Origin of the sequence: Bacillus sp. JJ1122, from assembly GCF_036964885.1 — a bacterium.
Taxonomy (GTDB): domain Bacteria; phylum Bacillota; class Bacilli; order Bacillales; family Cytobacillaceae; genus Mesobacillus.
Genome location: NZ_JBALQL010000026.1, coordinates 198,150 through 212,260, shown reverse-complemented (window position 1 = coordinate 212,260; position 14,111 = coordinate 198,150). Strand labels below are relative to the sequence as shown.

At 39.3% G+C, this 14,111-nt stretch carries 16 protein-coding genes; 12 read left to right on the top strand and 4 right to left on the bottom strand.

Translation table 11 applies throughout. From position 1 onward, the window contains the following. Positions 1-82: 82 nt before the first annotated feature. From V7201_RS16660 to selB, 4 genes are all read left to right on the top strand, one after another. A complete protein-coding gene (locus V7201_RS16660; protein ID WP_335377873.1) occupies positions 83-394 on the top strand; it encodes a DUF3892 domain-containing protein in 312 nt (103 codons plus the stop codon). Between the two features lie 254 nt (positions 395-648). Then, a complete protein-coding gene (locus V7201_RS16655) occupies positions 649-2,577 on the top strand; it encodes a PhoX family protein (protein WP_335377872.1) in 1,929 nt (642 codons plus the stop codon). A 234-nt stretch (positions 2,578-2,811) separates the two neighbouring features. After that, the gene (gene coaW / locus V7201_RS16650) at positions 2,812-3,618 is read left to right on the top strand and encodes a type II pantothenate kinase (RefSeq protein WP_335377871.1); all 807 of its coding nucleotides are present in this window, start codon (positions 2,812-2,814) and stop codon (positions 3,616-3,618) included. 72 nt (positions 3,619-3,690) lie between these two features. Next, positions 3,691-5,574 (top strand): selenocysteine-specific translation elongation factor, encoded by a 1,884-nt coding sequence (gene selB / locus V7201_RS16645; protein WP_335377870.1) that lies wholly within the window; start codon positions 3,691-3,693, stop codon positions 5,572-5,574. Between the two features lie 121 nt (positions 5,575-5,695). On the opposite strand, the gene V7201_RS16640 is transcribed toward selB, so the two are convergent. Both V7201_RS16640 and V7201_RS16635 read right to left on the bottom strand, forming a co-directional pair. After that, a complete protein-coding gene (locus V7201_RS16640) occupies positions 5,696-6,238 on the bottom strand; it encodes a DUF3231 family protein (protein WP_438825065.1) in 543 nt (180 codons plus the stop codon). Between the two features lie 144 nt (positions 6,239-6,382). After that, entirely contained in the window at positions 6,383-6,838 is a 456-nt protein-coding gene (locus V7201_RS16635; protein ID WP_335377869.1) for a DinB family protein, read from the bottom strand. 96 nt (positions 6,839-6,934) lie between these two features. On the opposite strand from V7201_RS16635, the gene V7201_RS16630 reads away from it, so the two are divergent. Both V7201_RS16630 and V7201_RS16625 read left to right on the top strand, forming a co-directional pair. After that, positions 6,935-7,534: a YdcF family protein gene (locus V7201_RS16630; RefSeq protein WP_335377868.1), complete on the top strand. Its 600-nt coding sequence runs from the start codon at positions 6,935-6,937 to the stop codon at positions 7,532-7,534. 111 nt (positions 7,535-7,645) lie between these two features. Further along, on the top strand, positions 7,646-8,473 hold the full coding sequence (locus V7201_RS16625) for an MBL fold metallo-hydrolase (RefSeq protein ID WP_335377867.1): 828 nt from the start codon (positions 7,646-7,648) through the stop codon (positions 8,471-8,473). A gap of 66 nt (positions 8,474-8,539) precedes the next feature. On the opposite strand, the gene V7201_RS16620 is transcribed toward V7201_RS16625, so the two are convergent. Further along, positions 8,540-8,743: a thioredoxin gene (locus tag V7201_RS16620; protein ID WP_335377892.1), complete on the bottom strand. Its 204-nt coding sequence runs from the start codon at positions 8,741-8,743 to the stop codon at positions 8,540-8,542. Positions 8,744-8,981: 238 nt separating this feature from the next. Here V7201_RS16620 and V7201_RS16615 point away from each other — a divergent pair, with 238 nt between their 5' ends. The 6 genes from V7201_RS16615 (at position 8,982) to V7201_RS23250 (ending at position 12,725) form a co-directional block, all read left to right on the top strand. Then, positions 8,982-9,587 carry a class I SAM-dependent methyltransferase gene (locus V7201_RS16615; RefSeq protein WP_335377866.1) on the top strand — a complete coding sequence of 202 codons (606 nt, stop codon included), beginning with the start codon at positions 8,982-8,984 and terminating at the stop codon, positions 9,585-9,587. A gap of 125 nt (positions 9,588-9,712) precedes the next feature. Then, entirely contained in the window at positions 9,713-10,834 is a 1,122-nt protein-coding gene (gene dnaN, locus V7201_RS16610) for a DNA polymerase III subunit beta (protein WP_335377865.1), read from the top strand. A gap of 20 nt (positions 10,835-10,854) precedes the next feature. Further along, on the top strand, positions 10,855-11,562 hold the full coding sequence (locus V7201_RS16605; RefSeq protein WP_335377864.1) for a class I SAM-dependent methyltransferase: 708 nt from the start codon (positions 10,855-10,857) through the stop codon (positions 11,560-11,562). A 13-nt stretch (positions 11,563-11,575) separates the two neighbouring features. Beyond that, positions 11,576-12,028, top strand: a complete 453-nt coding sequence (locus V7201_RS16600; RefSeq protein WP_335377863.1) for an NUDIX hydrolase — start codon at positions 11,576-11,578, stop codon at positions 12,026-12,028. A gap of 12 nt (positions 12,029-12,040) precedes the next feature. Continuing rightward, a complete protein-coding gene (locus tag V7201_RS16595; protein ID WP_335377862.1) occupies positions 12,041-12,418 on the top strand; it encodes an HIT family protein in 378 nt (125 codons plus the stop codon). Then, the gene (locus V7201_RS23250) at positions 12,399-12,725 is read left to right on the top strand and encodes an NUDIX domain-containing protein (protein ID WP_438825064.1); all 327 of its coding nucleotides are present in this window, start codon (positions 12,399-12,401) and stop codon (positions 12,723-12,725) included. The genes V7201_RS16595 and V7201_RS23250 overlap by 20 nt, the downstream gene beginning before the upstream one ends. Positions 12,726-13,237: 512 nt before the next feature. Here V7201_RS23250 and V7201_RS16585 read toward each other — a convergent pair. Further along, positions 13,238-13,978 (bottom strand): class I SAM-dependent methyltransferase, encoded by a 741-nt coding sequence (locus V7201_RS16585; RefSeq protein ID WP_335377861.1) that lies wholly within the window; start codon positions 13,976-13,978, stop codon positions 13,238-13,240. Positions 13,979-14,111 lie beyond the last annotated feature (133 nt).

Sequence of the window (14,111 nt, the reverse complement as noted above, 5' to 3'; positions counted from 1 at the left end):
GGCGCTTACGCTTTTTGTTCTACTCGACACATAAAAACCTTCCATCATGACAAAACTAAACATATGTTCGGGAGGTGTTTTTATGGCAAATAAGGATTTCAACAAAATTTATCAAGAATACAAAGATCAGAGCCAGGGACAAGCTCTAATAGAGGCGAATGATTTCCAGCCTGGGAAAGAGCAGATTATAGCCGTCCGCAAGAATGATGATGGGGATATCATTGCATTCAAGACAGAACAAGGCAGGGAATTAGATTATATTACTGCTTTAAACGAAGCAAAAGAAGGAAAGTTGGCTCATGTTGACGTTTTCCATAAATATGGGCGGGATATCATCCGAAGTGAACCTGATGGTATTAAAGAGAACAATTTAGACAACTTACCTTCATTCTAAAAAGAATTGTTGGAATGCAGTACACGATTTATTCAATTTTAAAGGCTTCCATACATACAGGAAGCCTTTTATTTATTCCTCAACATAGCTTATGGTATTGCGTACTAGATAGTTTTATTTCTAAGCGTAACCGGGGCATTTACGGAAAAGAAATAAAACTATATGTGTTTTTTACTTAATGCCAATAATAGATTTACATTTATAGAGTTTAATAGGAAATGGATAATCTATTACAAAGTTATAGGAGGATCAATATGAATAAAAAAAGAATGACTAAAAAAGGTGCAACGGTTGCCCTTACCCTGGCATTAACGATTCCTGCTCTAACACCTGCAGCCGCGGCTGAAAAAGGTCAAAATAATATAGATTCAGTTAAATTTAATGGCATGCAAGCCCCTTCAACAATTCAACAAATGGTCCAAACTTATACTCAGGCATCAGTGGATGTAAAGTATAGTGATGGAACAACGAAGAATTTCCCTCTATCTTATAATAGGCTATTTAAATCAGAAGATAAGGTTGCAACAAACAAAGGCGAAATGATTGCTGCTGGAACACCAATTGACGTAAATGGTGATCCGATCATGGATAATAGCGTTCCTGGAAAACCAGTTCCTTTTGTATCGGATGCTCCAGATTCAAACAGCTTACTGAACCCAATTAATGGACAACAATATTTGGTCACTCATTATGAATACCAGACAGTCGATGCAGCTGGCCAATCTGCATACGGAATTGTACCGGCCTCAATGTCTTTGACAAAACTGAATCAAGATCAGGAGTCAGGGGAATTGACACCCGAAAAAGTAACAAAGATTGATTTTTCTAATGTGAATGGGTTATGGATTCCCTGTAACGGTTCGCTATCTCCTTGGAATACTCATTTAGGTTCCGAAGAATACGAACCAGATGCGAGAAGCTTTGAAAATGATCCTGAATCTTCGGCAAGAGTTTCGGTTGAGAGTTTTGCACAACTTTATTTTGGAGATAAAACAAAAGCAAATCCTTATTTCTATGGATACATTCCAGAAATCCAGGTGAATAAAAACGGTAAAACAAAAGTTGAAAAGCATTACAGTACCGGCCGTTTCTCACATGAATTGATGAAGGTAATGCCTGATCAGAGAACTGCATTCTTCGGGGATGACGGGTCATATACAACGATGTTCATGTACGTTGCAGATAAAAAAGCTGACTTGTCAAAAGGTACTCTTTATGCAGCTAAGTTTAACCAGACTGGAACAGAAAATGGTGGTTCTGGAAACCTTGAATGGATTAAACTTGGACATGCGTCTGATAAAGAAGTCAAAAAGATCATTGACAGCGGCATTAAGTTCAGTGATATTTTCGAAACTTCTGATGCGCCAAAAGATGGTTTTAAGGCTGTTAAACAATATTCGCACGGAAAGACAGAATACCTTAAATTAAAACCAGGAATGGAAAAGGCTGCAGCTTTCCTTGAGTCCCGCCGTTACGCAGCATTTCTTGGTGCGACATCTGAATTCAACAAAATGGAAGGTTTAACGCTTAATGAAAAAGATAACAAAGTGTATGTTGCGATAGCAGACCAAAGTAAGGGAATGGAAAAAGATACTGCTGGAAAGGATCCCGCAGACCATATCCAGCTTCCAAAAATCAAATCGGGAGTAACTTATCAGTTAAACCTTGCTGGTGGTCAAACGGATAGCAGTGGAAAGAGGATCGACAGCAAATATGCAGCTTCTTCCATGGAAGGATTATTAGTTGGCGAAGATATGGCAAAAGCAGACTCATATGGCAACACTGCAAATGTTGATATGATCGCCAATCCTGATAATTTAAGCTACTCCCAAGCCATGCGAACACTATTTATCGGAGAAGATAGCAGCATGCATACAAACAACTTCGTTTGGTCCTATAATCTTGATACAAAAGAATTGTCACGTGTCCTGTCTGCACCAGCTGGCGCTGAATCTACAGGCCTGTTTGTAGCAGATAATCGCAGTGGTTTCTCCTATATCATGAGCAATTTCCAGCACCCGGGAGATGAATTGGACACTAAAACGATCACAGCCGTAGATAAAGAAGAACTGAAAGCTGCCATGGACAAGGAAATCGGCATCAATAAAACAGGCGGAATTGGTTACATTTCAGGCCTGCCTTCCTTTGCAAATGCTGATAAGGAACATAACCACAAAAAATAGATTATGGCTTAGCCTTTAAACAGGATAAATAGGAAAAATCCCTGACCAGAACCTAAAGTATTCGGTAACTTGGCCAGGGATTTTTCTATGATTTTCTATTAGATTATAAAAATTATGTAGCGGCAGATTAAACAACTGCCGCTTTTTATTGATTTGTTAAAGAGTAGGGACGTACAATAGTGTTAATAATTTTTTGTGTTAGTCTAGTATTATACATTTAAAAGGAGTGTCGCTATGAATAAGAATACAATTGGTATTGATGCTGGCGGTTCGCTCATTAAGATAGCTTTTGAAGAAACCAGCAGAATTCATTTTAAAAAGTATCCTATTGAAGACATGGAGTCTGCGCTAAATTGGCTTAAAATGTTAGCAGCCAGTAACAAAATCGTTTTGACAGGTGGAAAAGCAGGAAGGATAAAAGCAGATTTCTTTCCAGAGGCTGAAATTGTAAACGAATTCACGGCAGCATGTGAGGGAGCAAAGTATTTGATGGAGCAAGAAAACATGTCTTTGCAAGAAAAAGTCCTGCTCGTCAATATCGGGACTGGCACTTCATGGTTTGTGATGGAAGGAAGTCATTATGAACGGGTTCTTGGAAGCGGCATAGGAGGAGGTACCTTTATGGGCTTGGGTACGCTCCTTGGGAATAGCAGAGATTTTTCCGAGTTAGTTGAGTTGGCGTCAAGAGGTACAAGAGGGAATGTTGACCTCTTAGTCAAAGATATTTATCACCCAGAAGAGCCACCCATTCAAGGCGACCTGACTGCGAGTAACTTTGCCAAGGCCTCAAAGAGCAAAGAGAATTCTGCAGCGGATCAAATGGCCTCTGTTATTAATATGATTTCTGAGACGATCACTTTATTATCTGTGCAGACTGCAGCCTTACATTCTACGAAGAAAGTTGTTTATATAGGGGGCACACTCTCCGGAAATAAAGCCCTTCAATCCTATTTAGAATTGTACGCTAAAATGTCAGGTCTAGAAACAGTGTTCCTTCGTGATGGGGAGTACAGCGGTGCTCTAGGAGCAAAAATGTACTAAAATCAGTTGCTTGAACAATTCTTGTTTTAAAGTTAGAGTATTTTTATACATATAAAAAGAGGGTGTCAGCATTTGAGCAAGAGGTATTTTACCATTGGAATGGCAGGACATATAGACCACGGAAAAACGTCGCTGACAAAAGCTTTGACGAATGTGGATACCGACCGCCTGAAAGAAGAGAAGGAAAGGCAAATTTCGATTGAACTTGGGTTCGCGCCTTTATATGAGGATGAGGAACTTCAAATCTCTGTTGTAGATGTTCCAGGCCATGAAAGGTTCATTCGGCAAATGATTGCGGGAGTAGCAGGAATTGACCTAGTCGTTCTTGTGGTTGCTGCAGATGAAGGAGTCATGCCGCAAACAAGAGAACATCTCGATATCCTGGCTTTTTTGGGGATCCGGACCGGGATTATCGCCATTACAAAAATAGATCGTGTCGAAGATGAATTCGTTGAACTGGTTAAGGATGATATTTTAGGTGAGCTGGAAGGAACTGTGTTTGAAAATGCTCCGTTTATGATGGTTGATAGTTTATCAAAAAAGGGAATCGAGGAGTTAAAGAGATTGATTATTGATTCCTTGAAGGAACAGGAAATGCGTGATGCGAAAGGCGCCTTCCGTCTTCCAATAGACCAGGTTTTTACGGTAAAGGGACAAGGTACGGTGGTCAGGGGTACTGTGTATGAAGGTACAGTTGAAGAGGGACAGCTTCTGAAAGTGCTTCCTGATGGCATTGAAGTCCGTGCCCGTCAGCTGCAGGTCCACCATAAGCCAGCAAAGATTGCATTTGCCGGCCAGCGTACGGCTATCAATCTTTCTGGTGTTTCAAAGGATGAACTGGAACGGGGAGAGGTCTTGGTTTCATCCGATCATTTTATTGTAACGAATACAATTGATGTGGCAATTCGCATCGTCGAAGATTTGGACCATCTTGTGAAACAGCGGACGCCAATTAAATGCCATATTGGTACGGCTGAAGTAATGGGCAGGATTGTTTTCTTTGACAGGAATGAATTGAAGGAAGAAAACGGCGAAATTCTTTGTCAGCTTAGGCTGGATGAAAAAATCGTGACTAAACGCGGTGACCGCTTTATCATCAGGAGACCCAGCCCGCAGGAAACCATCGGAGGCGGATGGGTAATCGATCCGCGTGGAAATAAATACAGATTCGGCCAGCAGACAATTGAAGAGCTTGAAAAGAAAAAAGCAGGCACGCCGATGGAAAGGATCAACGCTGCATTATATGAGGCGAAAAGTCTTTCCATGGAAGATTTGATTAAAAGGACGGCATTGGACGAAGAAACATTAAAGTTAAATCTGCAAGATGAGCAATTTGTCCAGATTTCAGGCAAGGAATACACGCTTAGCTCTCTTGTAGAACTGATGGAAGAGGACATCAAAGACAAGCTAAAAGAATTTCATGAAGCAAATCCGATGCGCCCAGGAGTAAATAAGGCAGTGATTCTTCAATCACTGCAAAAACAGTTTTCTAAGTCGCTTATCGAATTCATCATTGATTACGGTATTGAACGAGCTGTTTTTTCGAGAAAAGAACAGTTCGTTTCCTTATCAAACTTTGAACCGCATGTACCGAAAAATTGGGAAAAACGCACAGAAAACCTGCTAAGTGAACTGAAAAAAGATGGCTTAAAGGTTGCTAATCTTAATGACTATATTAAGAATGCGGGAATACCGGAATCTCTCGTTGTGGAATTAAAGAGGTTATTGGAGGATCAAGGAAAAATTGTGTTGCTTGATGACCAGTTTGTCTGGCATGGTGAGCACTTCGCAAATGCGGTCCAGAAGCTGAAAAGCCATACGGATACTGAATTTGAAGTAGCAGATGCTAAGGAAGCAGTTGAATTATCCAGAAAATACATGATTCCGTTCCTTGAGCGGTTAGATTCTCTCGGATATACAAAAAGGGTAGAAAACAAGCGAATATGGAAAAAGTAAACGAAGCAGCAGGTCTAAATGATCTGCTGTTTTTATTGTTATATCTAATTTATTTAAAATTTGATGAATGAATATAACAATGGACAACCAACTATAGTTGTCCATTGTTTACATAATAATATTATGATTTTTCTGTTGATTTAACCTGCAGGGGAGGAGGTACCAGCCACCCTTTTGTCTTATTTAACTTGAGCATTTTAGCTCCGAATTGAGCTTTTGCCATATGAAATTGGCCGTACATTGTCGCAATGTCTTCTCTAATTGACTGACCAATCATTGTGCTTGCTGCAACTAAGCCCTGAGCAACATCCTTTGAAACCGATGCGCTGATTTCAGGGTCACTGAACCGTGCTCCAGGAGGTATATCCTCCAGGTGAGCCACTGGACGTTCCGGCGGTGCCGGTGGAAGACCAATTCCGTTTGTTTTGAGCAATTCTTCAACCTGACGTTTTTCTTCCTTAAGGGCCTCAATTGCTTCTAAGACAAGTTTTTTTAGATCCTCATCGCCAATATGGTTAACAAATGTCTGATACCCGGCAATAAGTCCTTGATTTACGGAAAGATGCATCCAAGCACCATAAACCTCACCATAATGCATCGGTTCATCCTTTGGATTACCACTTAAAATTCCCATGATTGCACCCCTTATCGTATCAATATTCATGTTTTCTCCTTTTGACAGGAAATTGGACACATCTGATATTTTGCTCCAGACGAGTTAGAAGATACATTTTAATATTTGGTAAGTGAAGGGATTTGCATGAGGAAAAGAGAAAAATTAAAAGACCTCTTCAGTCCATGAAGGGGTCTAATAAATATCTCTAATGAGTAAATCACAATTTACTGGCTTTTTATCAAGTTCTCTCGCCCATATGGATAGTTGGCCAATATGGTGAATCTCATGGGAAATGATATGGTTCAACACTTTACGATATGGGAATGTAAATGAGCGTCCATTCTTACTGTTTATTTCAAGAATTTCATCATCCTTTTGGACTGTCCAATCCTTAATAAATTCTTTAGTCATTTCTCTTGTTATCAAGGAATACTCTTTTACCACTTCAAGAGTACAAGTGGCGTCGAATTTTCTCTCACGCACAGGGCTGCCAAGCATTTGATTAATCCATATTTGTTCACAATCAATAACATGGAATAAGGTTTTCAATATACTACCCATGCCGCCAACACGTTGTTTTGTAAGTTCATGATCAGGGAAATCCTCACACCATTCAAACCAATCGTCTCTGACTTGCCAATTATACAAAACAATTCATACATAAGGAATCTCTCCGGGTTCTAAATTTTCTTATATTTTAACATGAACTTGCTATAAATGAGTTATAAAGGAGATGCAAATTACATGAAAATATCAGCACTAAATCCAAATACCCTTTCAGATGAACAGATCACAAAGCTCTTGTTCGGAGAATTTCAGGATGATCAAAAGCCAGGGGATTGTATTATCGTATTGGGCAGCAGTAAAGCGATCGTATACAGACTGCCTGTTGCACTACAGTTATATAAAGCAGGTCGTGCTGATAAAATTCTATTTTCTGGGGGTGTTACATGGCCAGGCAATAATCTGACGGAGGCTGCATTATTGAAAAATAAAGCCATTGCAGCTGGTATCCCAGAGGACAAAATTTTAGTTGAGGATGTATCTAAAAACACGAAAGAAAATGTCCTCGCTTCTCTACTGGTTCTAGACCGATGGTTGCCGCTGCATAAAATCAGGCGACTGCTGATTGTGACGAGTAGTTATCATATCCGAAGAACCTACCTTACATTTAAGACTTATATGCCTGATTGGATTGAGTTTACACTATGCCCGGCAGATGACCAAAACACATGTAAGGATAATTGGTTCTTGTCGCCATATGGCAGGCAAAGAGCTGTTAACGAGGCCAAGAAGATCATCGAATATATTGGTTGGGGAGCAATAGTGGATGATGAATTTTAAAAATGCAATTCTCAGCCAAAAGTTGTAGAACAGTTCCATCAAACAACCGAAGTGAACTGCTTAATATTTTCCTATAATTAAAATAAGAAAAATTTGAGGATGGTGTTCAATATGAACCATTTTATCTGCAATACTTGCGGTGTCCAATATCCAAAAACAACAAATCCACCCGATACTTGTTTGATTTGCTCTGACGAAAGGCAGTACATCCATCCAGACGGGCAGTCTTGGACAACGCTTGAAACCCTTAATGATTCAGGGAATTACAGAAATTCCATTGTCACTGAAGAGCCTGGCCTGTACAGCATCACAACTACCCCAGGCTATGCAATCGGACAGACAGCTTACCTTTTACAAAATCAAGGATTCAACTTGTTATGGGACTGCATTACCTACCTGGACGAACGTACGGAAAATGAAATAAAAGCATTGGGAGGAATAGATGCCATAGCATTATCCCATCCTCATTATTATTCAACGCAGGTTGAATGGGCGGAGCGATTTGGAGCAAGCATTTATATCCACGAAGCTGATCGTCAATGGGTCACAAGGCCAAGTGACAGTATCATCTTCTGGTCGGGAGATTCTCTTGAGCTTGATGAGGGTGTAACGTTGTATCGTTTGGGTGGGCATTTTAATGGGGGAAGTGTTTTGCACTGGGAACATGATGTGAACAAGCAAGGTTTACTTCTTACTGGAGACATCATTCAAGTAGTGGCTGATCGACAATGGGTAAGTTTCATGTATAGTTATCCTAACCTTATTCCATTGCCAGCTATCAAGGTTCAGGAAATGGCAGATAAAGTCAACACTCTACATTTCGATCGACTATATAATGCATTTCATCGAATTATTAAGGAAAATGCTCATCAATCTGTTCAAAAATCTGCTAAGCGGTATATTGCTGCTTTGGAGGGCAAGTTAGTTCATATGATTTAGAGGAGTTCTGTCTGCATGTGAAATAACGCCTGGTTTAACAACACCAGGCGTTTAGCGAGCAATTGGTTATTCACCAAAAATACCTTCATAAATTTTAGTTACATCGTCCCTGAATTTTTCTACTTGGACGATCCTTGCTTCTCTTAAATATTCCCTGCCGTCTACATATAGGACAAGTACTGGTACTGTGAAAGCCATCAAGAATCCTGCAATTTCCTCTACCTTTGCAGCGTTTACTAATCCCATTGCAATTTTAGGGAAATCCTTCATCACTTCCTCAACCTGAGGAAGCAAACCGTGACAAACACTTCAGCTATCAGTTAATACATAAATAAAGCTTACTTCATGATCATTTATCAAACTTTTAACTTCATCCATCGATGTCAATTCATTCATATTTATACCTCCTATTAATACACCATACCCTTTTTATCTTAGGATAGCCTCAGGTTCTTTAATCATACTAAAAAAAGGGTATTGGGTATAATGAAAAGGAAGGAGTGATCGTATGGGAAATCCATGGAACGAAAGATTCGGAGCAGAGCACTATGTGTATGGAGAAGAACCTAATGAGTTCATACACTCGCATGCTTACCTCTTGAAAAATCTTAAAAAAATCGCAGCGTTCGCGGAAGGTGAAGGCAGGAATGCCGTTTTCTTAGCCAGACAAAACCACGATGTTACTGCCTTTGATTATGCGGACACTGGGTTGAGGAAAACAGAAGCTCTCGCTCATCGATTTGGTGTAAAGGTAAATACAGAACAAAAGGATTTAATTCATGATGAAGTACCGAAAGCGGAATTCGACGCAGCTATTATGGTTTTTGGCCACTTTGATAAAAAGGATCAAAAGACCGTGTTTGATAAGCTGCTCTCTAGTCTAATGGACGGTGGCGTCCTTATGATGGAGGTGTATTCAGAGGATCAGGTTCGATATAAAACTGGCGGACCCAAAACGGTGGATATGCTTTATCATCCAGGGGATATACTGAAGTGGACAGAAGGCTACAAAATCCTGCATTTCTTTTACGGCGAAAAAGAAAGAAAAGAAGGCGAGCTGCATACCGGAATGGGACATGTTGTCCAGCTAATTTTACAGAAGGAAAAAGTTTAATAAACGGTTGAATGATCATGCGATTTCCCTTTGAGGGAGGTCGCTTTATTATGCAAAATTTTACAGGAATTTCCCATTTTTATGTCGAATTGAATAGTAAGATAAAATTTTTGTGAGGTTTTTAAATGAATTTTAGAATTGAGCGAGATTACTTTTATGAAGCCATAACTGAGATTATCAGGATTGTACCCTCAAATACCAATTCAGCTATCCTAGGCAGCATAAAAATTACTGCCGGCTCAAATGGTTTGACACTGGCGTCAACCAATCATGACATTTATATCGAAAAAGAAATTCCTCTCTTAGGCAATGGCCGCATGGAAATATTCGAAACTGGGAGCATTGTTATTTCTGCTAAACATTTACTCGAGCTAGTGAAAAAAATGCCGAATATGATTACCATTCTATTAATCGAAAATGACAAAATAAAAATTCAGTCAGAGGAAATAACCATTCTGCTTAGCGGATTTAATCCTAATGACTTCCCTAAGCTGCCGGAATTGATAAGCATGAAATCTATTGAAATGCCGATGCACAGTTTAACCCAAATGATAAAACAAACCTCATTTGCTGTCTCTCATAATGATTCTCGTCCCGTTCTGACTGGTTTGCTGCTTTCCTTTCAAGCAAATAAACTTATGTTGGCTGCAACTAATTCACATAGACTGGCATTAAGCGAGATGGTAATTGCTACAGGAATGAATGGAACATATATTTTACCATTGCAATCGGCAAAAGAATTGATCAGGATATTCAGCAATTCTTCTGAGGAAATAGCGTTATATATTTCTGATCGCTATCTCGTTTTTAAATCACAGGACATTACCTTTTATACAAGGCTGATAGAAGGAACATATCCAAATGTAACAATACTATTTCCAGAAGAATCTAAAACTACAATCATAATTGAAAGAAATCAGTTCTTAAAAGGAATCGACCGTGCTTGTTTATTTGCAAGAGATTCAAGAAATAACAATGTTAAACTCGAAATACTGGATAATTCAAAACTTTTAATATCCTCTTTTTCTAGTGATTTAGGAAAAATAGAAGAGGTTCAGAAGATTGAAAGCATAAGCGGTGAAAAGAAGCTTGTTATCTCACTCGATGGCTGTTTTTTAATGGATGCGCTAAAAGCGATCAGTGAGGATCTGGTAAGCTTAAGCTTCTCAGGTTCAATGAGACCTGTTTTAATTCAGCCAGTTGAAAGCTGCACACAAAAACACCTTGTTTCACCCGTAAGGACCTGAATAATTTAGGAGGATTTTCGATGAATGAAATGATTAAAAGCTATGATGATCTGTTGAATATGCTGGACCAATTTTTAAAAGAGGAAAGCAAGTTTGATTGGGATCACTTTTATTCCGATAGGGGAAGAAAGGTACCTTTCTTTCGTAATGATCCGGACGAGAATGTAGTGGAATACTTTGAAACAGAAAAATTATCGAAGGGGAAAGTTCTTGAACTAGGCTGCGGTCCAGGCAGAAATGCGATTTACTTTGCTGAAAAAGGCTGTGTTGTCGATGCAGTAGATCAGTCTGAAGAAGGAATAGGCTGGGCAAACGAAAGAGCTTCCGAGAAAAACATCGAAGTGAATTTTATCAAGACCAATATTTTTGATTTAGAGATAGAGGAAGCTACATATGATATCGTCTATGATTCAGGATGCTTCCACCATATAGCACCCCATAGAAGAATGAATTATCTCGAATTGGTAAATCGCGCGTTAAAGCCTGGAGGATCTTTTGCGCTAACTTGTTTTGTTCAAGGTGGAGAACTAGGTGGAGCTGAAATATCAGATTGGGATGTATACAGATTAAAGAGCTTAAAGGGCGGACTTGGTTTTACTGAAGAGAAATTAAAAGCAATTTTTCAGGATTTTGAAGTGGTCGAGATAAGGAAAATGAGAGATGTATCTCAGGACGGACATCTATTCGGCACTTCTGCATTATGGACCGCTTTATTCAAAAAACAGTGATGGAGTGAAATGAATGGGATATGTCAGTGAACTTAGAGAATTGGTCGGTCATCGACCTTTGATATTACCGGGATCGGTTGTCTTAATTTTCAATCAAGATTCTGAGTTATTACTGCAGCATAGAATAGATGGAGGCTGGGGACTTCCGGGAGGAATAATGGAAATGGGGGAGAGCCTCGAAGAAACTGCAAGACGAGAAGTCAAAGAGGAAACAGGCCTGATATTAGGGGAACTTAAATTTGCAGGAGTCTTCTCGGGACCGGAGTATTTTTTAAGGGTGGCAAACGGTGACGAGCTATATTCGGTAACAGCCGTTTACTTCACGAATGATATACAGGGTGAAATAAAGATGGATGAGAGTGAATCCGTAGAATTACAATTTTTTAGTCTTAACCAATTACCAGTGGGCCTGACAGAGTCATACCTCAGATTTATAAACCATTACATAAAAGAATTCGTACAATAAGGAGTGAGAAATATGGATAACTTGGGGGAAGATTTTTATTGCGAAGAGGTTCTGTCAGGTAAAACAAAAGTGGACATTGTGATAGAAACAGAGCATAGTCTGGCTTTCTATCACACTCGTCCTTATTATGAGGTACATATTGTCGTCATACCTAAAAAACATATATTATCATTCATAACCGTGACTGAAGATGAAAATGTCATCTTGCAGGATCTAATTCATGTCATCAGACAGCTTGCCAGCCAGCTTAATGAAAAACATGGAGCATGCACGGTGTCTACGAATATAGGGGATTACCAAAGCAATAAACATATGCACTGGCACATACATTTCGGGAAAAGAATTCGCGACGAACAGGGGAGACCGCTGCTTGATCACCAGTCAAAATAATGGTTTTGAATTTGTTAAGTTCCTGAGACTCAGCGAGAAAGAGATCAATCGATACAAACCACTAGCGGGTTCCTTTGCCATCGTAGAATGTACGGGGAATTATTTGCTTTGTAAGAATAAATGGCGAAATCAATGGGAACTGCCTGCTGGCAAGAGGGAAGCAGGAGAGACACCAGTGGAATGTGCCAAAAGAGAACTTTTTGAAGAAACAGCTCAGATTGTAAACGACATTGAATTTAAAGGTTTAGCGATGCTTCGAAACAGTTCAAATTCTCAATTAAAATATAACCCCCTTATATTATACTAGCATCAACAGTCTTCGACCTTTTAGGGAAAATCCAGAAACATCCGCGATAAGACTTTGGAATTTACAAGATGACCTTCATATAGATGAAGTCGATTTGTTGATTTTGGAGAATTTTATTGGATTAAGAGCTGAGTAGTGGGGAGATCATGGAAAAAAATAAAAAAATGAGTGTTAGGCAAGTTATATTTGCATCTGCATTTGTTGCGACGGTACTTACAATAGCAGATGATTTGTTCAATTGAAAATATCGGATATATCTTGGTATTTTTGCTGGCTTAACGACTTTAGCAGGAATAGGATTAGCCAAAGTCCTAGTTAAAGATAAAGAATAAGTCCCAAGCTTGTCATGTAATAGGTGGAATTTGATCAAGAGTAATCAAATGGGACATAAAGCTTTCCGAAGTCAGCATGTATTCAAACTGGTTAAATGAAAAGAAAAACAGAAAAAGGATCTCATTTGATGTTAATCCTTTTTCTGCGACTGCCGAGGGATTGTAGAGATTAAGCTAATGTCATGATTTTGAACATTTAAAAATAATTGTTGTAGGAATCGCCGCTACCTTTGTCTCGTTATACCATCGATTCTCATGTCTTGTTTTCAATTCCTCTGAATACCTGACATCCTCGACCATTCTTTCAATTCGAAACCCATTTTCTATAAGAGTATTTATGTATGTACCAATTTTATTTTGCTGCATAATGGCAGGATGGTTCCATGCCTGGTGATTGTAAGGGCCTTCCTCATGATAGGATTTATCAAGCATCAGCCCAAACTCAGTATTTTTCACGCGGCTATAAAGGGGGTGTTCCCAGCTGAAAATGAAAATACCTCCCGGCTTAAGGTATTTGTGAATGTTTTTCAGAGTCAGATCAAGATTCGTTGTCCATCCAAGCGCGAAAATCGAGTATACCATATCGAAATATTCATGAGGCAAACCTGGATCTGATTCCATAGATGATTCAAATAAATGAACATCCGTTTGATACAATAAATCTCTTGCGGCCAAAATTTGACTGCTTGATAGGTCTAGACCCCAAATCTCACCGGCATTTTTGCCATGCATATATTTTAACGAATGCCCGCTGCCACACCCAATCTCAAGCAGCCTGAGACCTGCAACATTACCAAATAAATTCAATTCTTCCTCAGTAGGGGCAAAGGGACCATACTCCGGAAGAGCAGTCCTTCCATAAAATCGAGGAGCCACTTCATCCCAGCTCTTCTTATTTATCCTTAAAGTATCAATTTGCAATTTTTTCAACCTCCATATGCTTTTTAGACAATATTCTATATCGACTGTCAATTTCCTTCCTTTTTCTTTTTGGCTTTGTTAAACAAGGCTGTTGATTTTCGTTCCAGGCGCTTTGCTTTCCGCGGGGCTGGCG

Excerpts from the sequence above, each read along its gene's own strand:
- V7201_RS16655 (WP_335377872.1), top strand. The coding sequence starts at position 649 with ATGAATAAAAAAAGAATGACTAAAAAAGGTGCAACGGTTGCCCTTACC.
- dnaN (WP_335377865.1), top strand. The coding sequence starts at position 9,713 with ATGAATTTTAGAATTGAGCGAGATTACTTTTATGAAGCCATAACTGAG.
- V7201_RS16605 (WP_335377864.1), top strand. The coding sequence starts at position 10,855 with ATGAATGAAATGATTAAAAGCTATGATGATCTGTTGAATATGCTGGAC.
- V7201_RS16600 (WP_335377863.1), top strand. The coding sequence starts at position 11,576 with ATGGGATATGTCAGTGAACTTAGAGAATTGGTCGGTCATCGACCTTTG.
- V7201_RS16630 (WP_335377868.1), top strand. The coding sequence starts at position 6,935 with ATGAAAATATCAGCACTAAATCCAAATACCCTTTCAGATGAACAGATC.
- V7201_RS16620 (WP_335377892.1), bottom strand. The coding sequence starts at position 8,743 with ATGAAGGATTTCCCTAAAATTGCAATGGGATTAGTAAACGCTGCAAAG.
- V7201_RS16595 (WP_335377862.1), top strand. The coding sequence starts at position 12,041 with ATGGATAACTTGGGGGAAGATTTTTATTGCGAAGAGGTTCTGTCAGGT.
- V7201_RS16660 (WP_335377873.1), top strand. The coding sequence starts at position 83 with ATGGCAAATAAGGATTTCAACAAAATTTATCAAGAATACAAAGATCAG.
- V7201_RS16625 (WP_335377867.1), top strand. The coding sequence starts at position 7,646 with ATGAACCATTTTATCTGCAATACTTGCGGTGTCCAATATCCAAAAACA.
- coaW (WP_335377871.1), top strand. The coding sequence starts at position 2,812 with ATGAATAAGAATACAATTGGTATTGATGCTGGCGGTTCGCTCATTAAG.
- V7201_RS16615 (WP_335377866.1), top strand. The coding sequence starts at position 8,982 with ATGGGAAATCCATGGAACGAAAGATTCGGAGCAGAGCACTATGTGTAT.
- V7201_RS16640 (WP_438825065.1), bottom strand. The coding sequence starts at position 6,238 with ATGAATATTGATACGATAAGGGGTGCAATCATGGGAATTTTAAGTGGT.